The 24,453-nt window shown below is 71.6% G+C and carries 14 protein-coding genes and 1 pseudogene; 7 read left to right on the top strand and 8 right to left on the bottom strand.

From position 1 onward, the window contains the following. Positions 1-21: 21 nt before the first annotated feature. The 3 genes and pseudogenes from ACFQUZ_RS23525 to ACFQUZ_RS23535 form a co-directional block, all read right to left on the bottom strand. Positions 22-189: pseudogene (locus tag ACFQUZ_RS23525) on the bottom strand (SDR family oxidoreductase); the annotation flags it as partial. A gap of 61 nt (positions 190-250) precedes the next feature. Continuing rightward, complete coding sequence (locus ACFQUZ_RS23530) at positions 251-2,044, bottom strand: protein kinase (protein ID WP_377445908.1); 1,794 nt, start codon at positions 2,042-2,044, stop codon at positions 251-253. A 270-nt stretch (positions 2,045-2,314) separates the two neighbouring features. Continuing rightward, complete coding sequence (locus ACFQUZ_RS23535; RefSeq protein ID WP_377445909.1) at positions 2,315-4,330, bottom strand: hypothetical protein; 2,016 nt, start codon at positions 4,328-4,330, stop codon at positions 2,315-2,317. A gap of 161 nt (positions 4,331-4,491) precedes the next feature. Here ACFQUZ_RS23535 and htpG point away from each other — a divergent pair, with 161 nt between their 5' ends. Continuing rightward, the gene (gene htpG, locus ACFQUZ_RS23540) at positions 4,492-6,393 is read left to right on the top strand and encodes a molecular chaperone HtpG (RefSeq protein ID WP_377445911.1); all 1,902 of its coding nucleotides are present in this window, start codon (positions 4,492-4,494) and stop codon (positions 6,391-6,393) included. 88 nt (positions 6,394-6,481) lie between these two features. Here htpG and ACFQUZ_RS23545 read toward each other — a convergent pair whose 3' ends face one another. Next, positions 6,482-10,741: a S8 family serine peptidase gene (locus tag ACFQUZ_RS23545; RefSeq protein WP_377445913.1), complete on the bottom strand. Its 4,260-nt coding sequence runs from the start codon at positions 10,739-10,741 to the stop codon at positions 6,482-6,484. Between the two features lie 176 nt (positions 10,742-10,917). Here ACFQUZ_RS23545 and ACFQUZ_RS23550 point away from each other — a divergent pair, with 176 nt between their 5' ends. Together ACFQUZ_RS23550 and ACFQUZ_RS23555 are read left to right on the top strand one after the other, a co-directional pair. Then, the gene (locus ACFQUZ_RS23550) at positions 10,918-11,889 is read left to right on the top strand and encodes a TrmB family transcriptional regulator (protein ID WP_377445914.1); all 972 of its coding nucleotides are present in this window, start codon (positions 10,918-10,920) and stop codon (positions 11,887-11,889) included. A gap of 161 nt (positions 11,890-12,050) precedes the next feature. After that, positions 12,051-12,770, top strand: coding sequence for a RibD family protein (locus ACFQUZ_RS23555; protein WP_377445916.1), 720 nt, complete (start codon positions 12,051-12,053; stop codon positions 12,768-12,770). A 21-nt stretch (positions 12,771-12,791) separates the two neighbouring features. Here ACFQUZ_RS23555 and ACFQUZ_RS23560 read toward each other — a convergent pair whose 3' ends face one another. The 4 genes from ACFQUZ_RS23560 to ACFQUZ_RS23575 are packed head-to-tail and all read right to left on the bottom strand — an operon-like array spanning position 12,792 to position 16,073. Continuing rightward, complete coding sequence (locus tag ACFQUZ_RS23560; RefSeq protein ID WP_377445917.1) at positions 12,792-13,625, bottom strand: SAM-dependent methyltransferase; 834 nt, start codon at positions 13,623-13,625, stop codon at positions 12,792-12,794. Beyond that, entirely contained in the window at positions 13,622-14,701 is a 1,080-nt protein-coding gene (locus ACFQUZ_RS23565) for a glycosyltransferase family 4 protein (RefSeq protein ID WP_377445918.1), read from the bottom strand. Before ACFQUZ_RS23565 ends, ACFQUZ_RS23560 begins: the two co-directional genes overlap by 4 nt. Next, on the bottom strand, positions 14,698-15,096 hold the full coding sequence (locus ACFQUZ_RS23570) for a 6-pyruvoyl tetrahydropterin synthase family protein (RefSeq protein WP_377445919.1): 399 nt from the start codon (positions 15,094-15,096) through the stop codon (positions 14,698-14,700). The genes ACFQUZ_RS23565 and ACFQUZ_RS23570 overlap by 4 nt, the downstream gene beginning before the upstream one ends. A 5-nt stretch (positions 15,097-15,101) precedes the next feature. After that, positions 15,102-16,073, bottom strand: coding sequence for a zinc-binding alcohol dehydrogenase (locus ACFQUZ_RS23575; protein ID WP_377445921.1), 972 nt, complete (start codon positions 16,071-16,073; stop codon positions 15,102-15,104). 341 nt (positions 16,074-16,414) lie between these two features. Between ACFQUZ_RS23575 and ACFQUZ_RS23580 the strand changes: the two genes are divergently transcribed. The 4 genes from ACFQUZ_RS23580 to ACFQUZ_RS23595 all read left to right on the top strand — a co-directional run bounded on the left by ACFQUZ_RS23580 (position 16,415) and on the right by ACFQUZ_RS23595 (position 24,422). Further along, a complete protein-coding gene (locus ACFQUZ_RS23580; RefSeq protein WP_377445923.1) occupies positions 16,415-18,913 on the top strand; it encodes an NB-ARC domain-containing protein in 2,499 nt (832 codons plus the stop codon). A gap of 115 nt (positions 18,914-19,028) precedes the next feature. Then, the gene (locus tag ACFQUZ_RS23585) at positions 19,029-22,352 is read left to right on the top strand and encodes an NB-ARC domain-containing protein (RefSeq protein WP_377445925.1); all 3,324 of its coding nucleotides are present in this window, start codon (positions 19,029-19,031) and stop codon (positions 22,350-22,352) included. Then, a complete protein-coding gene (locus ACFQUZ_RS23590) occupies positions 22,349-23,680 on the top strand; it encodes a CHAT domain-containing protein (RefSeq protein ID WP_377445927.1) in 1,332 nt (443 codons plus the stop codon). Before ACFQUZ_RS23585 ends, ACFQUZ_RS23590 begins: the two co-directional genes overlap by 4 nt. After that, on the top strand, positions 23,649-24,422 hold the full coding sequence (locus ACFQUZ_RS23595; protein ID WP_377445928.1) for a hypothetical protein: 774 nt from the start codon (positions 23,649-23,651) through the stop codon (positions 24,420-24,422). The genes ACFQUZ_RS23590 and ACFQUZ_RS23595 overlap by 32 nt, the downstream gene beginning before the upstream one ends. Positions 24,423-24,453 lie beyond the last annotated feature (31 nt).

Here is a 24,453-nt window from a genome sequence, read left to right on the forward strand (position 1 = left end):
CAACCCCGGCCGACCCGTTCGTCAGGACAGTGGCTTCCCACCGGTCACGCCGAGCACCTCGCCGCTGACGTAGCTCGACTCCTGGGACGCGAAGAAGACGTACGCCGGGGCCAGCTCGGCCGGCTGTCCGGCGCGGCCGAGCGGGGTGTCGCCGCCGAACTTCTCCACCTTCTCCTCCGGCATGGTGGCACTCCCTTCCCCCAAGGATCGCCGGTAATCGAGGCACGGGTCACCATCCCGTCGGTGATCCTCAGCTGCGGAAGCTGGCCCGGAGCACGTCCGGCTCCACGTCTGTCCACAGATCGTCCGGGGCGACCCAACCCACCGCGTACGCCCGCTTGCCCGGTCGCCCGTACAGCATCCGCACGCTGCGCATCCGCTCACCGTGCGGCGCGGTCCAGCGCAGCTCCCACTCGGCTCTGTCCCGGCGTGCGGTGAGCCCGATCCGTTGGTAGTCCGGCAGCGTCCCATCCCCGATGGCCCGTTGCTCCTCGGCGCGGAAGTGACTCACCGGATCGATCGTCAACGAGACGGCTGGGTCGACACTCAGGGCCTGGCTGGACCGGGGATCCTGAAAACAGGCGACGCTGCCCTCCCGGAAGTAGCGCCAGCCGACCGGCACCGCGAGCTGGAAGCCGGCCGCGTCGAAATGCCAGGTCCAGCCCCCGGGCGGGTCGAAGGTGTCGCCGAACGGAGGTTGGGTCGTGGCCACTGTCCGTTCCGACTGACCCGGGCGTAGACAGGCGAACGGAGGTGGGGGCTTCCGACCGTGCGGCGGTGGAGGGCGGTCGGCACCATCCGGCCCGGCATCGCCCGGTTCGGGTGTCCACATCGGCGCGGTGGCGCGGTCCTCGGGAGTGTCATTCCCGTCGAGGGTGATCACCAGGATCGTGCCGACGCTGGCGAGGATGGCGAGTACGGCCGCAAGCAGCGGGATCCACCAGCGCCAGATCGAGCGGCGGTGGTGGGGGCGCCGCGAAGCGACCGGATCGTCATCCGAGATCTCGATCGGGCCTCGGCCATCGGTGTCCGGGGCAGGCCCGGTCGTGTCCCCGCCGCCGGTCTCGGTCGGCCGTCCGAGGTCGGCCCAACTGGGCGGGGTCGACGATCCGTCCGGCCTGACCTGCAGTCCCACGGGCGACCCCGTGGCCCCGGGAATTGCCCCCGCGGCCTGGGCTGCCGTCTGGTCGAGGAGCGCGCGCACCCGCCGCCCGACCTCCGCCGCGCGCGCGTCGGTGACCGCGCCACCGATGGCCGCGCGCAGCATCCGTTCGACCTCCAGGGCGGCGAGCCGGCGACGGGGGTCGCGGCGCAGCAGTCCGGCGAGCACCGGCTCCAGTGGTCCCGCGTGCGGGGCCGGATCAGGTGGCGCGGTGGCCAGTGCGGTAAGCGTGGCCATCGCGGTGGACCGGGCGTAGGGGGACTTTCCCTCGACGGCCGCGTGCAGCGTGGCGCCCAGCGACCACAGGTCCGTGGCGACCGTGGAGACACCCTCGGCGGCCCGCTCTGGCGCCACGTACTCGGCGGAGCCGAGGATCATGCCGGTCCTGGTGAGACCGTCGGTGCCGTCCTCGATGGTGGCCAGACCGAAGTCGGTAAGCATGATCCGCCCGTCGTCGGCGATCAGCACGTTGCCCGGCTTGACGTCCCGATGCAGCACGTTGGCGCGATGCGCCGCGGTCAGCGCGGTCAACACGGCCAGGCCGATCTCGGCGGCCCGCCGGGGCTCCACCGGTCCGGCCCGCAGCACCTCCTGCAGCGACTTGGACGGGACGTACTCCATGACGATCCACGGGCTGCCCTCGTGACTCACCACGTCGTGCACGCTCACCACATTGGGGTGGTTCAGCCGCGCGGCGATGCGCGCTTCCCTGATCATCCGGGCGGCGAGGTCGTCCTGCTCGTCATCGCCGAGGAATCCCGGCGGATGGATCTCCTTGACGGCGACGTCCCGGTCGAGGAGTTCGTCGCGGGCCACCCACACCCGCCCCATACCACCCCGGCCCACCAGGTTCAATAATCGGTAGCGCTCCCCGATCAGCACCGCCGCACCACCGTTGTCCCTTCGCCTGCCGTGCACACAATTGCTAGTGACGCTAGTTGATCGGTTCAGTGGATCGTAGAGCCGTCAGAGCTTGCGCGGACAACCATCCTGACAGAGCCGGACGGGTAGGCGTCTCCCCCGCCCGTCCGACCATCGTGGTCGATCGGCAGATGGCATTCTCTTGATGACCGTGCCACGAATTGACAACCTGGGTGATCCCGTGGAGCGGGTCCGGCGCGCACGTCGCACGCCGGACCCGCCCATTCCTGTTCAGCCGGCGGGCGCGGTGCAGGGCGCGCCGCCGCAGGTGTCGACGAGTTCGCCGGTGTCCAGGAAGTGGGCAATCATCGCCCGGATCTGCGGCGAGTTGGCCGGATGGCCGTGCGGATCCACCCCCGCGGTGTTGGGCCGGTTGTCGGGTGGCGGCGCCGGTGTACCGCTGTCCACGACGACCAGCGCAGAGCCGGCGTACGGGAAGTTCGACACCGTCGGGATTCCCCAGTAGGGCGTCACGTCGATGCTCCGGCCGGGGGCGAGGATCGGCGTGCGGACCCGGGCGCCGATGGTGCGCGCCTGCACCTGGGTCGCGATGTTGGCCACCTGGTGGTCGCCGAACGCCTCGACGAGGATCACCCGCTTGGCCGGCGTGCCGGGCAGCGGGTCGGCCGTCAGGTGGTGCAGGTAGCCGTTGGCCTCGCCACGGTCCCACACCATCTGGATGAGACCGAAGATGAGCTGCCGATCCACCGGGTCCGGATAGGCATTGTCGAACACCGGCAGGAACTGGTCGAAGTCCACGCTGCGGTTGAGTAGCGTCGAGTAGTTCGCCGCCGGCACACCGAGCGAGCAGCGGGTGAAGTCCTTGGCGATCGCGCAGAGCGAGCCGCCGAGGATGCCACCCTGGCTGTTGCCCAGGTATACGAGTTGGCCAGAACCCGCCCTCGACAGTGCCTTACCCGAGCCGTCGCGGAACGCGGACCGGGTGGTGAAGCCGGCCCACGTGTGAATCATCGCGCGGCCGAGGAACAGGAAGTTGAGGAACGACTGCTGCAACCGGTCTGGAATCGATGGGAACTGGGAAAACTCACCGATCGAGTAGATGACATTGGGAATGTCCTCGGTGGCCATCCCGATCCACGGCGTGGCGCAGAACATCGTGTTGTGTTCGAGCATGTACTGCTTCAGCCGGCCCGAATTGATCTCCGCGGGGTCGCCCAGCAGGCCGTGGCCGTACAGCGCGGGTCGGGCCGGGTTGGCGGCGCTGGCGGAGCGCGGGATGTTGCAGACGAACCTCGCGAGTTGGGTGTTGACGTTCAGCTGTTCGGGCAGGCCGTCGGAGCCGTAGTTCAGCCAGGATCCGGGCGGACCGAGGGTGTTGTTCAGGTAGCTGGGGACGTACACGGTGCCCTGGATCTGCCGTTGCAGGTACGGCTCGGCCGCCGGATCCGGATAGTCGGTGGTCGAGTCGATTGTGAACACCGGCGCGAAGATGCCGAGCCTGCCGAACGCCTCGTCGCGCATGTGCAACACGCGCTCGGTGAGGCTGCGCCGGCTCGCTACGGTGAAGTCCCAGGCGACGTGCAGTCCGGCGGTGCCGATGCCCGCGGCGGCCAGCGAGCCGAGCGCGCGTTGGGCGTACTCCCAGCGCCTGTGCAACGCCGGGTCGTTCGGGGCGGACGGCGCCAGCAGGCTCGCGAACACCGGCTCGGTGCCGATGGCGCCGCCGCTGGCGGTCCGCAGGTTGCGCAGCGCGACCACATACCGCGTGCCCTCGTCGAGGTTGCGCGCCGGACGGATGATCAGCGCCTGCCGGCCGGGGTTGCCGGCCGCGTTCGCGTCGAGTTCAGCCCAGTACGGGTGCCGGGCGCCGGTGGCGGTGTTGATCAACACGATCGGCGCGTCGGGGGCCAGTGACCGGGCGATGTCGACGGAGGTGGCCACGCCACTCGCGGCGAGGTCGATGCCCGGTACGTGGACCAGCAGCATCGAGCCGGGGGAGAAGCCGTCGTTGCGGTTCCACTCCCAAGGGTTGATGTTGGTGCCGAAAATGTTCTCCGGCATCGCGGAGCGCTGGAGGTTGACCCGGATGCCGGTGGCCGTTCTGGAGTCGGCGACCGTGTAGTAGTCGCTCGGGAACGGCAGCAGGCAGCTCGCGGCGTCGACCGGATCGCAGCCGTTGGCCAGGCTCGCCGGCTCGACGGCGGTCCGGCCGGCGGTGGCCGGGGTGGAGACGGTGGCGATGGTGAGGACGACGGTGAGGGCGGATGACAGCAGACGGTGACGCATCACACCTCCCCGGGTGACGGGTTGGGGGTTACCGGTGGGAAACATTCGACACCCGAGAGATATCGACGTCAATGGTTTGACGCTCCGTCACCCGGTCGCCGAGCCGTCGCGGGGCTGCTCGTATCCTGCTACCGGTAACCGTCAGCCGCCGGAGGGACGCCGTGAGCAACAAGGTCGAGACATTGGAATTCCAGGCCGAGGCACGCCAGCTGCTTCAGCTGATGGTGCACTCGATCTATTCGAACAAGGACATCTTCCTGCGTGAACTGATCTCCAATTCCTCTGACGCGCTCGACAAGCTGCGCATCTCGTCGCTTGTCGACAAGGATCTGGAGGTCGACACCACCGACCTGCACATCGAGATCGAGGTGGACCGGGAGCAGCGCACGTTGACGGTGCGCGACAACGGCATCGGCATGACCCGCGACGAGGTCGTCCAGCTGATCGGGACGATCGCCAAGTCCGGAACCGCCGAGCTGCTGCGCAGCATGCGTGAGGCGAAGGACTCGGCGGCCTCGCAGGAACTCATCGGGCAGTTCGGCGTCGGCTTCTACGCCAGCTTCATGGTCGCCGACAAGGTCACCCTGGTGACCCGGAAGGCCGGCCAGTCCGGCGGCACCCGGTGGGAGTCCGCCGGCGAGGGTACGTACGTCGTCCAGGATCTCGACGACGCGCCGCAGGGTACCGCCGTGACCCTGCATCTCAAGCCGGAGGACCAGGAGGACCACCTCTTCGACTACGCGGCCGAGTCGAAGATCCGGGAGATCGTCAAGAGGTACTCCGACTTCATCGCGTGGCCGATCCGGATGACGGTGCGGAAGGGCGACGAGGGCGAGACCGAGGTCCAGACGCTGAACTCGATGAAGGCGCTTTGGGCGCGCTCCCGGGACGAGGTCGACGAGGCTGAGTACCACGAGTTCTACAAGCACGTCGCCCACGACTGGACCGATCCGCTCGAGATCATCCATATGCGGGGCGAGGGCACCTTCGAGTACGAGGCACTGCTGTTCATCCCGTCCCACGCGCCGTTCGACCTGTTCGCCCGGGAGGGCAAGCGCGGCGTGCAGCTCTATGTGAAGCGCGTCTTCATCATGGACGACTGCGAGGCGCTGATGCCCGAGTACCTGCGCTTCGTCAAGGGGGTGGTGGACGCCCACGACCTTTCGCTGAACATCTCCCGGGAGATCCTCCAGCAGGACCGGCAGATCAGGGTGGTCCGTCGGCGCCTGGTCAAGAAGGTGCTCGGCACGGTCAAGGAGATGATGACCAAGCACCCGGACCGGTACCGGACGTTCTGGGCCGAGTTCGGTCGGGCGGTCAAGGAAGGACTCATCAGCGACCCGGACAACCAGGACGCCATCCTGGACATCGTGTCGGTGGCCTCGACCCACGACGCCGACGAGCAGACCACGCTGCGGCAGTACGTGGAGCGGATGAAGGACGACCAGACCGACATCTACTACCTGACCGGCGAGTCGCGCTCGATGATCGAGAACTCGCCGCACATGGAGGCGTTCCGGGCCAAGGGCTACGAGGTTCTGGTCCTCACCGACCCGGTGGACGAGGTATGGGTCGAGCGGGTCGGCCAGTTCGACGGCAAGCCGCTCCGGTCCATCGCCAAGGGCCAGATCGACCTGGGTGCCGAGGACGAGAAGGCCACCGAGCCCGAACGGGAGCAGCGCCAGAAGGACTTCGACGCGCTGCTGACCTGGATGGCCGGCGCGCTCTCCGAGGAGGTCAAGGAGGTGCGGTTGTCCACCCGGCTGACCACCTCACCGGCCTGTGTGGTCGGCGACGCCCACGACATGACGCCGACCCTGGAGAAGCTCTACCGGTCGATGGGCCAGGAACTGCCGCCGACGAAGCGGATCCTGGAACTCAATCCCACCCATCCGCTGGTCACCGGCTTGCGTACCGCCCACGACCAGGGCGGTGACCAGGAGGCGCTGAAGCAGACGGCCGAGCTGCTGTACGGCATGGCGCTGCTCGCCGAGGGCGGCGACCTCAAGGATCCGGCGAGGTTCACCCGGCTGCTCGCCGACCGGCTGGCGAACACGCTGTAGAGCCTGACGGCCCCTTCCCGTCATGGACGGGAAGGGGCCGTCGCCGGTGGTCCGGTTGCCCGGGGAGGGGAGTTCCCCGGGCCCCCGATTACCGGTCCACCGGCAGCCGGTGCACCCCGGCGTCCACCGTGCCGGCGAACAACCACCGCCCGTCGGGACTGACCGCCAGGCTGGTGACTGACGTCGCTTGCAGGCCACCCGAGACGTTCTCCCAGGTTCGACCGCCGTCGGCACTGCGCAACACGCCGCGTCCGTGGCGCGGCAACCCGTTGGCCGAGTACGCGTCGGTGCCCGCGTACAGCAGGTTCGGCGAGCCCGGCACCGCCACCACGTCGCTGACCCGCATCGGCAGGCCGCCGGTGTCGGCGATGGTGAACGACTTTCCACCGTTCCCGCTGACCCGGATCTGGTCCCCGCCGATCACGATCCGACCACCGGCGCCCAGGTGGATCGCGGAGACCGGGCCGTCGGCCACCTTCCTGATCGTCTGGCCGAGGTCGTCGGACCGGTACAGCCCGTTCGCGTTTCCGAGCCACAGCCGGTTCCGGTCGCCCGGATCACCGACAACGACGTCGAACGTCATGCCGTGGTAGAGGGTCCGCCAGGTCGCCCCGCGATCCCGGCTCACCAGCAATCCCTGGCCGTACATGTCGGCGACGCTGGCCACCACGCGGTCCGTGGCGGCGGGGTGAGCGGCGAGCGCGGAGAGCCCACCCCTGGTCCGGGTGACGGTGGTCCAGGTCCGGCCGCCGTCGGTGCTGCGCTGGATGTCGTGACTCACCTGGAACGGGTAGTAGAGCGACTTCCACACGACCCGGGAATCCCGCGCGGTGCTGAGGAACTGGTCGGCGCCACCGCCCGCGCGCCCCTCTTCGGCCGTACCCCATTCGACGTCCCCCGGCGTGATCGTGCCGGTGGGCAATGATCGGGCATAGCTGTCCGAACTGGTCATCGCCACAAGCGTGGGCACGCCGTCCGGGCCGCGCGCCACGGTCACGTCGTACGCGGTGAGACCGGGCACCCCGATGCGCCGGTATTTGGAGCCCTTGTCGGGGCTGCCGAACAGTCCGCCCTGCTCGGCCGAGACCAGCAGGCTGTCGGGTTGATCCGGCCAGCTGTCGAAGTCTGACAGCATCGGGCCGTTGATCGGGCTGGGCAGATCCGCCCAGGTGCGGCCGCCGTCCTGGCTGACGAGGTTCCGGCCGGCACAGGCCACGTAGACGTCCCCGTTCACCGTGCGGATCTGGCTGGGGAACGCGCCATCGGGCAGCGTGGACAGCTTCGTCCACGGCTTCGTCACGTCGGTGGCGCCCCAGACGCTGCCGTCCTGGTGCACGCTCACCGCCCCGTCCTCATCGGCCGCCACCCCGACGATCCAGTCCTCGCTCCTGGCCGGGTCGACCAGGCGAGCCGGTTTCGGGTGGCCGAACACGTCGACCACCGCGTGGACGCCCTCGGGAGCGGCGACCAGTAGCGTTCCCCCGGCCAGCGTCGCGCCGTGCAGGTACGGCGCGAACGGATCCTGGTGGAACACCCAGGTGCGACCCCGGTCGTGGCTCAGGTGGTATCCGCCGCTGGTCACGGCGACAAGTGCCTTCCCGTCGGGCGAGCCAAGCAGGGCGAACACCTGGTAGTCCGCGAAGTCCAGGGTGGTCCAGGTGCGTCCCCGGTCCTCGGTGTAGAGGATCTTGCTGTGGTAGGTGGGGTCGAACACGTGCTGGATCGGTCCGACCGTCGAGTGGCCGTTTATGGCGTACCACATCCGGCGATCGTCCGTTGGATCGACAACTAGCGATCCCATCCCACCGCCGGCGATGGGCATCCGCCCGGTCTGGTGCCAGGTGGCGCCCCGATCGTCGGTCAACCACAGCGCCGGGGACCCGGCCAGGCTCAGCACCGCCCGCGACGGCGCCTTCGGAATCGTGGTCACCTGCCAGGCGGTGGAGTTCGGGCCGACCGACTCCCACCGTCGGCCACCCGGCCGGTTCGGCGGGGCGACCACCTCGAACGCGTCGGTCCCGACCAGCCGGGCACCCACCGTCGCCCGCGCGTACGCCTCGACCCGGTACGGTCCGGAGGCGAGGTCGGTCAGCCGTGCCCGGAACCAGTTGTTCTCGTCAGGCTGGGCCACCACGTCGCGCTTCCTGCCGTCCCGGGAGATCACCCGGACGGTCGGCGCCGAGCGAACCGGCGCGGGACTCCACACGAACACCTCGGTGGTGCCGTCGCTCGGATCAGGGGTGCTCTGCACGATCAGCGGCCGGGCCGCGAGCAGGTACGGCGTCCGCAGGTCGCGATCGGTCCCCGCCACGTCACCGACCAGCCAGCCGGACAGGTCGCTGTCCCGATCCGGGTCGATGGCCGATGCCGTGACCGAGACGGTCACCCGGGCGGACCCGCCGGCCGGAATGGTGGCGGTCCGGGGCGACACCGTGGCGGAACCGATCGAACCGGGTGCCCGCTGCACCGTGAAGGTGACCCGGGCCGGCTTGTCACTCAGGTTGCGCACCACGACCTTGCCGCCGGCACTGGTGCCGGAACCCGGCCCGGGCAGGTCGGCGAGCCCGAGACTGAGGGTCGCCGGTTCGGCGATCAACCGGGCGTCGACGGCCTTCGCCACGTTCAGCCGGCCGGCGCCCTGCTGGGTCGGACCCAGATCGGCCAGCGGAGCGGCCGACCCGACAAGGGCCGCCCGAACCTGCGCCGGGGAGAACTCGGGGTGTGCCTGACGGAGCAGCACGGCGGCGCCCGCCACGTGCGGCGCGGCCATACTGGTGCCGCTGAGCCGGAACTCACCCGGCGCCCAGAACGCCTTCGGCCAGGTCGACCGGATCTCGTAACCGGGCGCGGTCAGGTCCGGCTTCAGCCGGAAATCGGGAGCCGGTCCCCGGGAACTGAACCCCGCCAACTGGTCCGTCACGTCGGTACCCTCGACGACCATCCGCACCGGCCCCTTGGCGAGATACCGGGCCAGCACCTCGCGCTGGGTGGGGTCGATGGCCAGCGTGACGAGCCGGTCCAGCCGGAAGCTGTCGCCCGACTCGGCCGTTCCCGGCCGGGCTGGCATCGTCCCGGGGGCCGCCACCGGGTTCAGCATCTCGTTGTAGGTGAGCGCCGCGATCGCCCCGCGCCGCTCCACCTCCTTGGCCTTCGCCAGCTCGCTGGGCGGGGTGCCGCCACCACCCACGGGTGTCTCGGCGAACATGACGACGACCTTGCCGCGGAGATCACCGGCCCGATCCAGCTCCTCCGGCGTGGCCGTGCCGACATCAACCACCTCGCCGGAGACGGGCTTCGCCGGTGGGTTGGCCGAGATTCCGGCCCGCTGGGCCTGAACCTTCTCCCGCACCGGGCTCTCCAACCGGGCGGTCGGCATCCGTACGCCGCTCGTCGAGGCACCGACAGAGATCACCCCCTCGGCCAGTGCCGGGGAGGTGACGGTTCGCGGGCCCGGTCCTCCGTTGCCTGCGGCGGCCACCACCACGACGCCCGACCTGGTGGCGGCGGTCGCCGCCTGACCCACCGGGTCAGTGCCGTCGCCGCCGAAGGCGAGGCTCAGGTTGACCACGTCCGCGCGGTGCGGGTTCGCCGGGTCGACGGCGGCCTCCAGGCCGGCCACCACCCAGGACGCGTAGCCCACGCCCTCGGCGTCCATCACCTTGTACGCGGTGAGGTCCGCCTCCGGAGCGACGCCTGTCACTCCGCCGTTACCGGCCGCGATACCAGCCACGTGCGTACCGTGGCCGTTGTCGTCCATCGGGTCGGCGTCCTCGTTCGCGAAGTCATACCCACCGACCACCCGCTTTCCGGGACCGAATCCGCCCCCCAGGTCCGGGTGGGTGTAGTCGACGCCGGTGTCCACCACGGCCACCGTGATGCCCCGCCCCCGCACCGCTGTGCCGTCGCTGTCCTTGCGCTTCCACACGTCCGGCGCGCCGACCAGCGGCACGCTGACGTCGACGGACGTGTGGACCGGGCCGTCCGGGTGGACGGCGACCACTCCGGGCAGTCCGGACAACCGGGCCACCTGTGAGGCGGGCACCCGCATCGCGACCGTGTTCACCAGGAGCGTGGCGGACCGCTCGTCGCTGATCCGGATGCCGGCCTTGCGGGCTCCGTCGACGAGGCCGCGGTGCCGTCCGGCAAGGGCGTCGCGGGCGGCGGCGACCCGCTGGACCTGCCGAGCGTCGAGAGTGGTCGGCCCGCCGATCGGCACCGATTCGATCGCGGCCGGGTCGGCCAGTTCAACGATGACGCGGCGGAGCGGATCGTCGTCGGCGGCGCCGGCCGGGGGTCCGGCCACCACCGCGCCGGTGGTGCCGAGTACGCCGGCGAGTGTGCCCGCCAACCAGCGGATGTGTCTGGAGCGTGCGGGGCGTGGGGGACGTGGGGTTCCTGATCGCTGTGACATCGGGCCTCCGGGAACGGGTTGATCGACTCTTCCTAGCGCTCCCGGCACCCGGCACACCATGGAGTGACGTGGCCCATTGCTGTCCCCGTCACCTATGGGCCAGGCTTTCGTCCGTGGCCGAGGAAAACGGGGACCTGGCCGGTGTCGGCGTCGATGCCTTCGACGAAAGCGTCTATCGCGCCGTTCTGGTCCGGGGCGTCGTCACACCGGCGGACCTGGCGTCCGTGCTCGACGAGCGCCCCGGCCGGGTGGTCGCCGCCCTCGACCGGCTGCGCGCGCTGGGACTGGTCAGCCGGCTCGCCGGCCGCCGCCGCCGGTACGCCGCCAACGAGCCGCGGGCGGCGCTGGAATTGCTGATGCGCCAGCGGATGTCCGAACTAGACGGTGTGCGAGACATCGTCGAAACGCTGCACCGGGCGTTCGCCGTGGCCCGAGCGGAGAACCGGTCCGGCGACCCGGTGGAGACCATCATCGGACGGGAGGCGCTAGGGGGTTGGTTCGCCCGAATGCAGCAGGAGGCGTCCGAGGAGATGCTCGTCCTCGACCGGCCGCCGTACGCGCTCGCCGCGGAGAATCCGGTGGAGCCGGTGACCCTCGGCCGCGGAGTCCGGGTACGCGCCGTCTACGCCCCGGCGGCCCTGGAACTGCCTGGAGCGTTGGACGAAATCGACCGGTTGACCGCGCACGGCGAACAGGCCCGCGTCCTGCCCGGTCTGCCCATCAAACTGGCGATCCAGGACCGCCGGCTCGCGTTGATGCCGCTCACCCTGGACATGAGCACGGTCCGGGCCGTTCTGGTCCGCCGGTCGACGTTGTTGGACGCGCTCATCGAGGCGTTCGAGAGTTACTGGCGGCAGGCGCTGCCGCTGCGAATCGTGACCGGAGAGCCGGCGGACGCTGTCGACGCGGACGACCGGATCCTGCTCCGGATGCTGGTGAGCGGCCTGAAGGACGAGGCCATCGCCCGCCAGCTGGGGTGCTCGCTGCGGACCATGCGCCGGCGGATCCGCCGGCTGCTGGACATCCTCGGCGCGGAGAACCGGTTCCAGGCGGGTGTGCAGGCGAGCCGTCGTGGTTGGATCTGAGACCGACCGACCGACCGGGCGGGTCGGGCGGGCCGGGCGGGCGGGATGCGGCCGCGACGTTGCCAGGTGTCAAGCTCCGCAACCGGCAGGTTAACCTGCCGGTAGGCCGGGGCGACCTCGTCACCAGGCCGGTCCGCGTCCGGTGACCGACAGGAGCGATGGTGAGCGAGCGACCGTACGTGCTGCTCAGCTGCGCCATGTCGATCGACGGTTATCTGGACGACGCGACCGGCGAGCGGTTGCTGCTGTCGAACGACGCGGACTTCGACCGGGTCGACGCCGTGCGTGCCGGGTGTGACGCGATCATGGTCGGGGTCAGCACCATCCGCCGGGACGACCCCCGCCTGCTCGTCCGGTCCGACCAGCGGCGCGACGACCGGGTCACGCGCGGGCTGCCGCCGTCACCCATGAAGGTCACCCTGACGGGTCGTGGCGATCTCGATCCGTCCGCCCGGTTCTTCACCGCCGGAGACGCCGACAAGGTCGTCTACTGCGCCAGTTCCGCCCTCCCCGGGGTCCGTGACCGGTTGGCCGGGGCCGCCACCGTGGTGGATGGGGGCGAGCCGGTTGACCTGCGCCGGGTGGTGGACGACCTGGCCGCCCGGGGCGTGCGCCGGTTGATGGTCGAGGGCGGCAACACCGTCCACAGCCAGTTTCTCGCCGCCGGGCTGGCTGACGAACTGCACCTGGTGATGGCCCCCTTCTTCGTCGGCGACTCCCGCGCACCCCGGTTCGTGGGCGACGGCAGCTACCCGTGGAATCCGGACAACCGGGCGCGACTCGCCGAGGTCCGCCAGATCGGCGACGTGGTGCTGCTCCGCTACGCCCTCTCCGAGCGCTGCCCGGCGGCTGAGCCGCCGCCGAGTCGGCCCGGCGGCTGAGCCGCACGGCTTGGACGGAGGTCAGACCGGTGGCAGCGCGAGCAGGTCCGTGTGGTCGACCACGGCTCGTAGGCCGCCCGCCGCGCATTCGGCCAGCCGCCGGCTGACGTACGCCTCGGCCGGGCCAGCCAGCTCCGGCCGTTGCTCGACAGCCGCGGCCACCCAGCCCCGCAACCACTCCGCGGTGAGCGCGGACCGGTCGGCGTCCAGCCGCCACGGGGTGGATCGGGTCCGGACCAGCGCCCCGTGCCGGGTGAACGCCTCCGCGGCCACCCCGGCGGCCTCAGGCCCGAGCAGCGTTCGGCCCGAAACCGCCCGCCGCTGGTGGTCGTTGAAGGCCACGCTGATCTCGGCGTCCAGCGGATCCGCCGGCGTCAGCTCGACCCCGCCCGCCACCGACAACACCAGCAGGGCCGGGCAACCGGCGGCGACGCAGGCGCCGGCGAGCCGGTCCACCTCGTCCGCGGTGAGCAGGTCCAGCAGCGCGGAGGCGGTCACCAGGGAGGTGCCGGCCAACTCGGCGGCGGTCAGTTCGGTGACGTCCTGCCGCCGGGTCTCGGCGGTGACCGGCCTGCCGTCGGAGGCCGTCGTGGGCAGGTGCCGCACGGCCAGGTCGAGCAGCGCCGGATCCCGGTCGTGCAGGATCCAGTGCTGCGGACCCGGCAGCCGGCCGGCCAGCCAGCGCCCCATCGACCCGGTGCCGCACCCCAGGTCCCGGATCACCAGCGGGTCAGTCCGACGCGACCCGGCGCAGCTGGTGAGCCGGTCGGTCAACTCGGACAGCAGCTCGGTCGATCGGGCAGCGGCGTCCGCGTCCTCCCGCAGGCCCAACCACTCGGGGCTGTAGACACTCATCGAAGATCCTCCAACACCTCGGACAGCACCCGGACGGTCGCCGACCAGCCGGCGAGCGCGGCACGCCGGTGGGCAGCGGCGGTACGCACCCGGTGCCGGAGGTCGGGCTCGGTGAACCAGCGACGCAGCGCCGCGGCCAGCGCGGCCGGATCGTCCGGCGGCACGAACATTCCCGGCACGGCGCCGTCCGGTGCCCGCCCCACCGCCTCCGGCACCCCGTCGACGGCCGTGGCCAGCACCGGGATGCCGCGGGCCAGCGCCTCGGTGAGAACCATCCCGTACGGTTCCGCGCGGGACGGTAGGATCAGCAGGTCGGCGGCGGCGTACGCGGCGTCCAGCTCGGCACCGGCCAGCGGCCCGGCGAGGCGTACCCGCTCGTCGAGCCCGGCCGCCTCGATCCGCCCTCGGACCCCTGCCGTGTGCTCCGGCGCCCGGTCCAGTCCACCGGCGCACACGCAGGTCCACGACTGGTCGGCCACCGCCGCGAGGGCTTCCATCAGCACGTCGTGGCCCTTGCGCGGAATCACCGCGGCGACGCACAGCAGTCCCGAGGTGCCGTCGGTGCCGGGAGCCGACTGGGCCGGGTCCACCCCCGGCGCGGCCACCCGTACCCGGTCCACCGGGAGCCCGTGCAGCTCGATCAGCCGGCGGCCGGCCCACCCGCTGGTGGCGACGACGGCCGAGGCCGCCCGCAGGGTGGCGCCCTCCCGGGCCGCCAACTCGGCCGCCAGGTCCGGCGCCAGCCCGGTCTCCTCGGCCAACGGCAGGTGCACCAGCACGGCAAGCCGCAGCCGCCGTGCCTGCGGCGCCACGATCTCCGGTACGCCGCAGGCGACCAGCCCGTCGACGAGCACCCGCTCGCCGTCCGGCAGGGCCGCGAGGGTGTCCGCCAGTGCCTTCGCCCCGGTGTCGTCCGGGCGTGGCCAGTCCCCGGCTACGCCGTGCTCCCGCACCGACCAGCCGGCCTCCGCGAGCCCCTGGCAGACCTTGCGGTCGTACCGGTTGCCGCCGCTCGGTGCGCCCGGGTCGTCGATGTCGCCGGGCAGCACCACCGCCACGGCGCGAGCCGGGTTCACAGCGTGCGCTCGTAGCTGGCCCAGGCGATGTGTGACTCGTGCAGGGTGACGGTGATCCCGGTGAGGCCGTCCGCTCCCGGGCCGAACTCGCCAGCGCCGATCCGCTCGGCGAGCCGGTCCGCGATGATCCGGGCGAGCGCCTCGGTGGAGGTGTTGATCCCGGCGAACGCGGGCTCGTCGTCCAGGTTGCGGTAGTTGAACTCGCCCAGCACGTCGCCGAGTTGCTGCGCGGCCCGGCCGATGTCCACAACCAGGTTGTCGGCGTCGAGTTCGGGACGGCGGAACGAGGCGTCCACGATGAATGTCGCGCCGTGCAGGCGTTGCGCGGGGCCGAAGACCTCGCCCCGGAAACTGTGCGCAACCATCAGGTGGTCACGGACGGTCACGCTGAACATGTGGTTCACCCTTTCTCGTAGCGCACCCGGTGGCACAGGGCGGGCAGTTCACCACTGGCCAGTCGGGGCAGTAACCGCGGCAGGTCGGCGAAGTCGCTTTCCCCGCTGACCAGCGCGTCGAACCTGGCGTCGGTGAGCAGGTCCAGCGCGACCGCCATCCGATCGGCGAAGCCGCGCCGGGACCGCCGGGTCGGCGACACGGCACCGACCTGGCTGCTGCGCAGCACCAAGCGCCGGGAGTGGAAGTCCTCACCGAGCGGCAGGCTCACCCGACGGTCGCCGTACCAGCTCAGCTCCAGCGCGGTGCCCTCCGGGGCGAGCAGTTCCAGGGACCGGGCGAGCCCGGCTTCGGTGGCGCTGGCGTGCACGACCAGGTCGCAGTCCCCGGCCGCGGCGTCGGGATGGGTGAAGTCGACGCCGAGCGCGGCGGCCACCGCCGCCCGCCCGGGATCGACATCGACGAGCTGGACGCGACCGGCCGGGAAGCGGGCCAGGACGGCGGCGACCGAGCAGCCGATCATCCCGGCGCCGATCACCGCGATCCGGTCGCCGACCAGCGGTGCCGCGTCCCACAGCGCGTTCACCGCCGTCTCCACCGTGCCGGCCAGCACCGCCCGGGCCGCCGGCACCTCGTCGGGTACGACGGTGACGGCGGAGGCCGGAACCACGTACCGGGTCTGGTGCGGGTAGAGGCAGAAGACGGTGCGCCCGAGCAGTTCCGGGGGGCCCTGCTCGACCAGGCCCACGTTCAGGTATCCGTACTTGACCGGTGCCGGGAAGTCGCCCTCCTGGAACGGTGCGCGCATGGTCGCGTACTGGCTGGGCGGCACCTCGCCCCGGAAGACGAGCGTCTCGGTGCCGCGGCTCACCCCGGTGTAGAGGGTGCGGACCAGCACCTCGTCCTCGGCCGGTGGTGGGACGTCGACCGACCCGATCTCACCCAGGCCCGGGGACCGGAGCCAGAAGGCGCGCTCCATCGTTCCTCCCTGGCGCTCGTGACGAGCCCCGATGCTATCGGTACCCAATTGCGGCCATACCGGGGCGTCTGTGTCGCGCGCCGCAGGCGCGAGGACCAATCGTCGATCGTTTATGTGCGCGTCATGCTGATCGCTCACAGGCGCCGGACCGGCCGGTTCCGCGGGAAGTTGGTCGGAGACCCGACACATTGACCGACAGCATCAGTCGTTGGGCCGGAAATGATTGTTTGAACGGACCCGTCCGGACTCGACGTCATGCCCGATAACGGATCCGTACGGCTCCGGTCACTGGCCACGCTTGCTTCCGGTCCCCATCATGGAGGGACGCGGAAGGGGCGAACATGCGGACGGTGGGGCTCAGGCCGATATCAATCGTCGTTCATCTGGTGCTGCTCGCCGTCCTGGCGTACTCGTTCAATCTGCCCGCCTCGCCGGCGATAATTGTGTTCGCGGTTCTCCTTGGCGCACTTCTCGGACGTATCGCGTTGTTCGCTGTGCGCAGGCGGCGGCGCACCGCCCCGCCGGTCTCCGTCGTGCCGGGCGGCCTCGCGCACCCGGCCGACCGGCCCCGCCGCCGCCGGGTCACCCCGGCCGAGCTGCCGCCACCGCCGGGCGTGCTGTTCGGCCGGGACGGCGAGTTGGCGCGGATGCGGGCGCTTCCGGCCAGGCCCGGGTCGGGCCCGTGGCTCATCTCGGTATTCGGCCCGCCCGGGGTCGGAAAGACCGCCCTGGCGGTGAGCATGGCGCACCGGGTGACCCGCGACTATCCGGACGGCCAACTGCTCATCCGGTTCGATGACGCCGAACCACCCGACGTCGGCGAATCCCTCGCGACGTTCGTCCAGGCGCTGAAGGGTCCGCAGGACGTGGTCCCAGAGGTCGAGCACCAGGACTGGTACCGGCGGCACACCGCGAAGCGCCGCATCCTGGTCATCCTCGATAACATCGCCGACCCGGAAGTGATCAGGACGCTGCTGCCGACCGGCGACCGTTGCCTGACCATCGTCACCTCGACCCAGGAGGTGCGCGGCGTCGGACCACACCTGCCGGTGCCCGTCCGCCCACTGCCGGCCGCAGCGGCGATCAACCTGCTGGACAAGGTGGTGGGTGGTGAGCGGGTGGCGGCGGAGCCCGGCCCCGCCCGCGCCATCGTGGAGGCCGCCGCAGGATACCCCATCGCCCTACACATGGTCGGTGCCGCCCTTGCGGTACGCCGGAACTGGACGCTGGACATCGCGGTGCGCCGGATGGAGGACGCGGCGGTGGACCGTCGCCCGGCGGACACCGTTCCCTTCGTCCGTGGCCTGGATCTGGCCTTCGGGTTGCTCACCGAGGAGGAGCAGGAGATCCTGCTGCTGCTCGCCGTGCCCCGCCGTGGTCCGGTCGAGCCATGGATGGTGGAGGCCCTGTTCGAGGGCGCCTTCGCGCCCCGGCCACTGCCGCCCGGGGCCGCGTCCGCGTTTCTCGAACGGCTGGTCCGAGCCAGATTCGTCAAGCGACGGGTGGATGACGAGACCGGCCTCCCGGCCTACGACCCACCCAGCTATGTGGACGACTACGCCCGGGCCCGGGTGCCGACCCGACTGAGCCCGGCGCAGCAGGACCGGGCCCGGCGGCGGCTCGTCGCCGAGCGGCAGCGCCGGGTGCGCAGCAGCGTCGACGAGTTCCTGGTCCGGAACGTCTTCGAATGCCTGGACGACGGTCACCTGGACCGCGCGCTGGCCGCCGCGCGGGAGTCTCTCGCGCTCTGCCGGGAACGCGCGGCCCGGGTCGCCGAGGATGACTCGGGCGGGATCCTGGCCACCGAGGAGGCGCTCACCCTGGTCGCGCTCGGTGAGGTGTACGCGGAACTCGGCTGGATCGACGAGGCGTTCACCTGCGCCGCGGACGCCCGGCGACGGCCGACACCGGCCACCTCGATGCGGGCGATGCGACTGACCGGTGGGTTGCGTCGCCGGCAACGCCAACTCGTGCTGGCCGACGAGGAACTGGTCGGCGCGTACGACAAGGTGCGGGCCAGCGCCGACCGGTCCGAGCGGATCCGGGTGCTGTGCGAGCTGATCGAGCTGGCGGCGGTACGCGGTGACCTGGCGACCGGCGAGCCGTACGCGGCCCAGGCCCGGCAGCTCTGCGACCAGGAGCCGGCGGGGACCTGGTCGCAACGGCCGGCGGTCCTGCTGGCGTACGGGCGGATGCTTCGCTCCGGCGGAAAGCTCGACCGGGCGGCACAGGTCCTGTTCGAGGCGGAGCAGACGCTGGCCGACGCGGAGCAGCGCCGCACCGCGCCCGGCGACGCCGCCGACCGGCGGACACCGGCGGCACCGGGCGGCCTTCGCCGACCGTGGATCCGTCTCGAGCGGGCACTCGTGCTGCTGGACCAGGGGCGGTACGACCTGAGCCGGGAGTTCAGCCTCACCGCGTTGGACGGGTTCGACGGGTTGCGGCACCGCTACGGGGCCGCGCACGCCCGGTTGGCGCTGGGGCGTGCCCAGCTGGCCGCCGACCGGGTGGGCAAGGCGACCGCCGTCCTCCAGGAGGCACACGCGACGCTCCGCGGCTGCGGCGACCGGTGGCTGGAGGCGGACGCCGCGACGGTCCTGGCCAGCGCGTACGCGCGAGCGGGGCGGAGCCAGGAGGCCCTGTCCCTGCTGCAGGCCGCGGAGCAGGTCTTCGTCCGGTTGGGCGACCCGGACGGCATGGGACGGGCCAGTTACCTCCTGTGGCAGGTGGAGTCGTCGTTCCCGAGCCCTCGACCGCGCCTGCCGCTGCCGGTCCGGGGTGGACTCGCGCCCGTGCCCAGCGGCTTGAGCGGGCTCACCGCGTCCCGCATCCGTCGTTGATCCGTCGTCCACCCGGAGGATCCTGGTGTCGATTCGATCGTCATTTCGGCGGACCCGACGCCGTCTCCGCCGCTACCGGATGTGGTTGGCCGCGGGTCTGACGACCGTCACCGGTGTGCTGAGCACGGTGTACGAGGGCATCCCCGTCGCGTTCCAGGTGCCGACCGTGGTCTTCATGGGGGTGATCGGTGCGATCGCGGTGGTGCTCACCGCCGATCCACCGGAGGCCGGGTACGGGTCCCTCGCCGCCGACCCGCTCCGCCTGCCGGATTCGACCGCGCGGCCCCAGCTCGGTGCGGGTGGCGGGCGTCCCGCCGGCGGTGGTGTCGGCGACGGCCGGACCGGCGATGGTGGGTCGGAGGGTGTCGACCGGCCGGCCCGGCGGGCCCGGTGGTGGGATCCGGTGCCGGTGCTGCCGCCCCGCCTCGAGCTGTTCCGCGGCCGCGACCGGGAACTGGCCGACCTGCTGACGCTGCACGACCGGCTGCGAGACGCCCGGACGATCGTGGGCCGGCCCGGCCGCCGGCGCCGGGGGTCTGATCGGCCGGTGGCGCCCGGCGTCAGCGGCCCGGTGGTGCTGTTGATCCACGGCAAGCCGGGGGTCGGCAAGACGGCGTTGGCCGACGAGTTGGCCCGCCGCCTGGCACCGCAGTACCCGCACGGTCAGGTGTCGGTGAATCTCGGCACCGCCGGCGGCGCCCGGACGCCGAAGGAGATCCTCAAGGATCTCCTGTTGGACCTGGGCTGGAGTGAACAGGAAATGCCGCCGACAGCGGTCTCCCGAGCGATGGTCTTCCGGTCGCTCACCGCCGGGAAGCGGATCCTTTTCGTCCTCGACGCCGCCCGGCACGCCGATCAGCTTCGTCATGTGCTGCCCAGCGACCCATCGGCCGCGGTGATCGTCACCAGCCGCCAGGACCTCGGATCCGACACGCTGGACGGACCGTCGTACGCGCTGGGGGTGCCCGATCAGGACGAGGCGCTGTCGATCTTCCGGGCCGCCTCGCGGACGGCCGAGAGCGTCCGTCCCGAGTGCGCGGTGCAGGTGGTCGAGCTGTGCGGTCGGCTGCCGCTCGCGATCCGGGCCGCCGCCGAGCGGGTGAGCGAGGACGGCGCCGACGTCTGCCAGGTCGCCGGGTTGCTCCGGGATCCCCATACCAGGTTGGACTGGCTCGATCGGCCGGGCCGTCCGCTGCGCACCCACTTCGAGATCGAGTACGGCCGGTTGGTGCCCCGGGAACGGCGGGCGCTGGCGGCGCTGTCGTTGATCCCGTCATCGACCTTCATCCCCTGGGTTCTCGGTCCGCTGCTCGACCTGCCCCCGGCCGAGGTGGAGGCGCTCGTGGTCCGGTTGGCCGCCGCGCAACTCCTCGACGACCTCGGCACCGACGAGATTTCCGAGGTGGCCCGCTACGGCATCCATCCGCTGGTCCGGCTGTTCGTCGTCGAACGGGTGGCCACCGAACTGACCGTCGATGAGCGGAACGCGGCGTTGGCCCGGTTCGACGACGCCTACCACGAGGTCGTCTCGGCGGTACTGGACCGGCTGCACCCGGACTACCGGGACGTGCGACCCCGACGGTGGTTGGCGGAGGACTCGAAGTTGCCGGGGCGGATCGCCGATCGTCCGGAGGCGTGGGTGCGGGCCGAGTACCCGAATCTCCTGAGGGTGATGAGCCGGCCCGAGGCGGGGAACGAACTGTGTTGGCGGGTCGGACTCTGGTTGAACGGGTGCGTGGCCACCGGGGTGGCGGCGACAGCCACCCTGGACGCGTACGACCGGGCGATCCGGGCCGCTGAACGGGACCGGCAGGACGTCGGCGTGGTGGATGTGCTGCTGGCCAAGGCCACCTTCCTGATCGCCATGGAGCGCTACCGGGACGCGGACGGGTGCCTCCACCGGGTCTTCGAGCTGGCCGACCGGCTCCGCGGCTCCGGCGATCCGGCGTTGGTACGCGAGGCGGACCGGCGCGTCCTGGCCGCCATCCGCAAGCAGGGCGAGGCCTACCTGCAGGCGGCCTGCTACCGGCAGGGCCTCGCCGTGCTGGAGGACGCGTACCGGCGGGCGGACGCCCTGGACGACGCCGACGAGCAGCGGTTGCTGCGGATCCTGCTCGCGGAGGCGCACCACGTCGACACGCCGGAGGTGGTGCACGACGAGCTGCTCGACCCGCGGCTGACCGACGCGGTCCGTTACCGGATCTACCTGGCCCTGGCCGAGGCAGCGCGGCGGCGGCGGGAGTGGCAGGTGGCCGGCGACTACTTCCGGGAGGCGTTGCGATTCGTGGCCGGCGACCTGCGGCGGATGGCCACCATTCAATACCGGGAGGCGCGGCTGCTGCTCGAACAGGGCACCGAGCAGGCCGAGCACGATGGCGGGTCCCCGGAATCCCCGGCGGGACCCGCGGTTCGGGCGGTGCGCCGGGCCGCCGCCGCCGCCGTGACGTTCGCCGAGATCGGCAATCCGGTGGGTGCCCTCCGGGCACACTGCCTGCTGGCCCGGACCGTGTTGGCCCTGGGGCACCCGGTGGAGGCGGACCACCTGACGCGGGCGGCGGAGGGTGAGCTGTCGGACCTGCGGAACTCGGACGAAAAGCCGGAGGTGCTGGTGCCGCTCGCCGCCCGGCTCAACCGGCTCGCCGGCGAACTCCGGCTCAGCGTCGGTGACTACCAGGCCGGCCGGCATCTGCTGCTGGAGGCGGCCACCGAGTTCGGCGACCAGCGGAACTGGGCCGGCCTCGCGGGTGTGCTGCGGCTTCTTGAGCGGCAGGCACCCGCGGGATCGGCGTCGATGCCGGTGAACGGCCACGACCGGCCCGTGCCCCGGGTGCCGGCCCAGCGGCCCGAGCCGGTCACCCTGGCGCCGGCCGCCGCGGAGCAGGTGGCCGCCCGACTGAGCGGTCAGCTGCTCGACCGGATGCGGCACGAGATCCGGCAGGCGTTCGTCCCGGCGGAGCCGGTGGCGTTCCGCGGCGCGGTGGGCGTCACGCTGGACGGCGTCCGGGTCGACGGGGACGATCTCCCGACCTGGCGGGTGCCGGTGGGCACGGTTGTCGAGTTGACCGTCCTCGTGGTGACCGGCCGGGACACGTCCGTGGCGGCCGGCGACGGGTCGGAGCTGTCCGGCGCGCCGTGCTGGCGGGACCTGTTGGTCAGTTCCGGTGTCGAGGCGGAGGAGGTGGCTGTCACGCTGCTCGTCGACGCGCCGTTCGTCGAGGTCATCGATCCCGAGTTGCACGCCACGTGCCGGAGCGAGGGTGGGCGGGTCCGGCACGACTGCCTCGTGGAAGCCGCCGAGCCGGGCGCGTACGACCTGCGGGTCACCGTGCTTTCCGGCGGCCGGTTGGTGCAGTCGCTGCCCATCGTGCTGCGGGTGGACGACGTGGCGGGCGGTGCGGCGGGTGCCGCTGGCGGCGCGGCCGGTTCGGAACGGCGATGACCAGGAGTCCGGATGTGACCGCGTACACCTCGGCCAACGACGGCGGTCTTTACCTTCGGCTGTTCTCGCCGCGGGTCGGCGCGTCGCTCACAGTCCAACTCCAAGGTACGGATGTGGTTCGCGACCGGTGCGCGAAGCTCGGCACCGACCTCGGCAAGGTGACCTCGGCGTTTCGCGCCCGCCGCCCGCTGACCGCCGCCGAGGCCGGCCGCGAACTCGGCCGGATCGCCAAGATCGGCCGGAACTTCCTGTTCGGTGCCCTGGCCGCCCCGTTCGAGGACTTCCACCGGCTCGCCCAGTTCCTCCGCGCCGCCTGCCCGACGTGGCGGGACCGGAGCCTGCCGCCACCGCTGCTGCACTGCGTGGCGGAGTTGGACCGGTACTTTCCGTGGGAGCTGTTGCCGTTGTTCGAGCCGGACGCCACCATGACGGACGTCCGGGACCAGCCCGGCCTGGAACGGGCCGGCCTCGCCTTCCCGGGGTTCGCGGCGATCGTGGAACGGGTCGACCCGGATCACATTCCCGACTCGTCGTTCCTCGTCGGGTGGCGACCGTTGCCCATTCGCGTGGTGTACGACGGCAGCTATCCCGGCGCCCACGAGGAGGTGGGGTTCTTCCGGGGCAACGGGCAGCTGTTCCGGCTGGAGGGCCCGTACCCCCGGGATGTCACGGATGGCGCCGCGCCGTCGCTGGCGGAGCAACTGTGCGACCCCGCCCTCGGGGTGGACGGTCGCCGGACCGCGACGCCGGACCAGGTCGTGCACTTCGCCTGCCACTGCGCGGCCCCGACCGGCGACACCAGCGGGTTCGGCTACCGACTCGCGGACGAGAATGGCCGGCTGTTGATGGTCCGCCTCGACGACCTGGCGGACGAGATGATGCGCCAGCACTGGCGCCGCCGTTCGCGTTCCGGGGACGCTCCTGGGGATGGCGGTGCGTCGGTGGCTGGCGGCAGCCGGTCGCCGGTTCCCAAGCCGCTGGTGTTCCTCAACGCCTGCGGCACCGCGGTGATGGACCCGGCGAGCGCGGTGTCGCTGCTCAGGCCGTTTCACGCCAACCGGAACCGCGGCGTCATCGGCACCGCGGCCAACGTCCCGGACCGGGCCGCCGCCAAGGTCTCCCGGTGGTTCTACACCGATCTGGTACGCGCCGGAGCCGAGGTCGGCGAGGCGTTGCACGCCGCGAAATGGCGACTGCTCCAGGACCTGGGCAATCCGCTCGGCCTGCTCTATTCCGTCCACGCGTTGGCCGCGCTGCGGCTCACCCCCATCCCGTACCCGAGAGCGAGAGGCAGCCATGAAGGCACTCGTCACCAGTCTCTGGCATGAGACGCGCGGCCAGTTCGAGCGGTTGCCGGTCTGGCTGCCCGGCACGCCGATGGGGCTCGGCGACGTCGGCGAACTGGGCGACGGAGGCTGGATCAGGCAGACCACTCTGGCGGAACTCGGCGTCAGCGTGCGGACCCGGCGGTCGACCGAACCGGTGGACTACGACTACTCGTCAAGCCATGGCGCCGAGGTGTCCACCACGGTGGCGGCCGGTACGGACCCGGCGTTGGCGGGTGTGGTCTCGGGCAACGCCGCCCTGCGGGTGCGGTTCACTCGCCCAGGTGCCTTCGTGCTGCGGGCCGCCAGCGTACGGATCCACCGGATCGTGAACCTGGCCGAGGTCGAGGAGCGGATCCTGGAGATGTTCGACGCCGGGCGGTGGCGACGCGAGTGGGTGCTGGTCAGCGAGGTGGCGCGGGGCGGGCCGACGCTCACGCTCGTGTCCAACGGCACGGACGGGGAGGCCGTGGTGGATCTGGGAGTCACCGGGGCGGCCGGGGTGCCGTTGGCCCAGGCGCGGGCCGGGCTGCGGATCAGCAGGGAGCGAGGGCTGGCGGCGAAGTTCGTGGGCGCGGGCGAGAGTGCCGTGCTCTGGCGCGGGCGGCGGGTGCGGGACCCCTGGTTCGGCGTTCCCCGGGTGGCGGATCGGGGTGATCAGGAGGACGTCCAGCAGACCGAAGACCGCGGCCGGCTGAATCGATACATGCTCGACATCGAGCATCCCGAGGACCTCGCGGACTAGGACCGCCGGTCCTTCCCTAGACTCGTCGACT

Source organism: Plantactinospora sp. GCM10030261, from assembly GCF_042666615.1.
Taxonomy (GTDB): Bacteria; Actinomycetota; Actinomycetes; order Mycobacteriales; family Micromonosporaceae; genus KBS50.

Coding starts and splice junctions, on each gene's coding strand:
- ACFQUZ_RS23570 (WP_377445919.1), bottom strand. CDS start 15,096: ATGTTCAGCGTGACCGTCCGTGACCACCTGATGGTTGCGCACAGTTTC.
- ACFQUZ_RS23535 (WP_377445909.1), bottom strand. CDS start 4,330: ATGCGTCACCGTCTGCTGTCATCCGCCCTCACCGTCGTCCTCACCATC.
- ACFQUZ_RS23560 (WP_377445917.1), bottom strand. CDS start 13,625: ATGAGTGTCTACAGCCCCGAGTGGTTGGGCCTGCGGGAGGACGCGGAC.
- ACFQUZ_RS23575 (WP_377445921.1), bottom strand. CDS start 16,073: ATGGAGCGCGCCTTCTGGCTCCGGTCCCCGGGCCTGGGTGAGATCGGG.
- ACFQUZ_RS23590 (WP_377445927.1), top strand. CDS start 22,349: ATGACCAGGAGTCCGGATGTGACCGCGTACACCTCGGCCAACGACGGC.
- ACFQUZ_RS23595 (WP_377445928.1), top strand. CDS start 23,649: ATGAAGGCACTCGTCACCAGTCTCTGGCATGAGACGCGCGGCCAGTTC.
- ACFQUZ_RS23580 (WP_377445923.1), top strand. CDS start 16,415: ATGCGGACGGTGGGGCTCAGGCCGATATCAATCGTCGTTCATCTGGTG.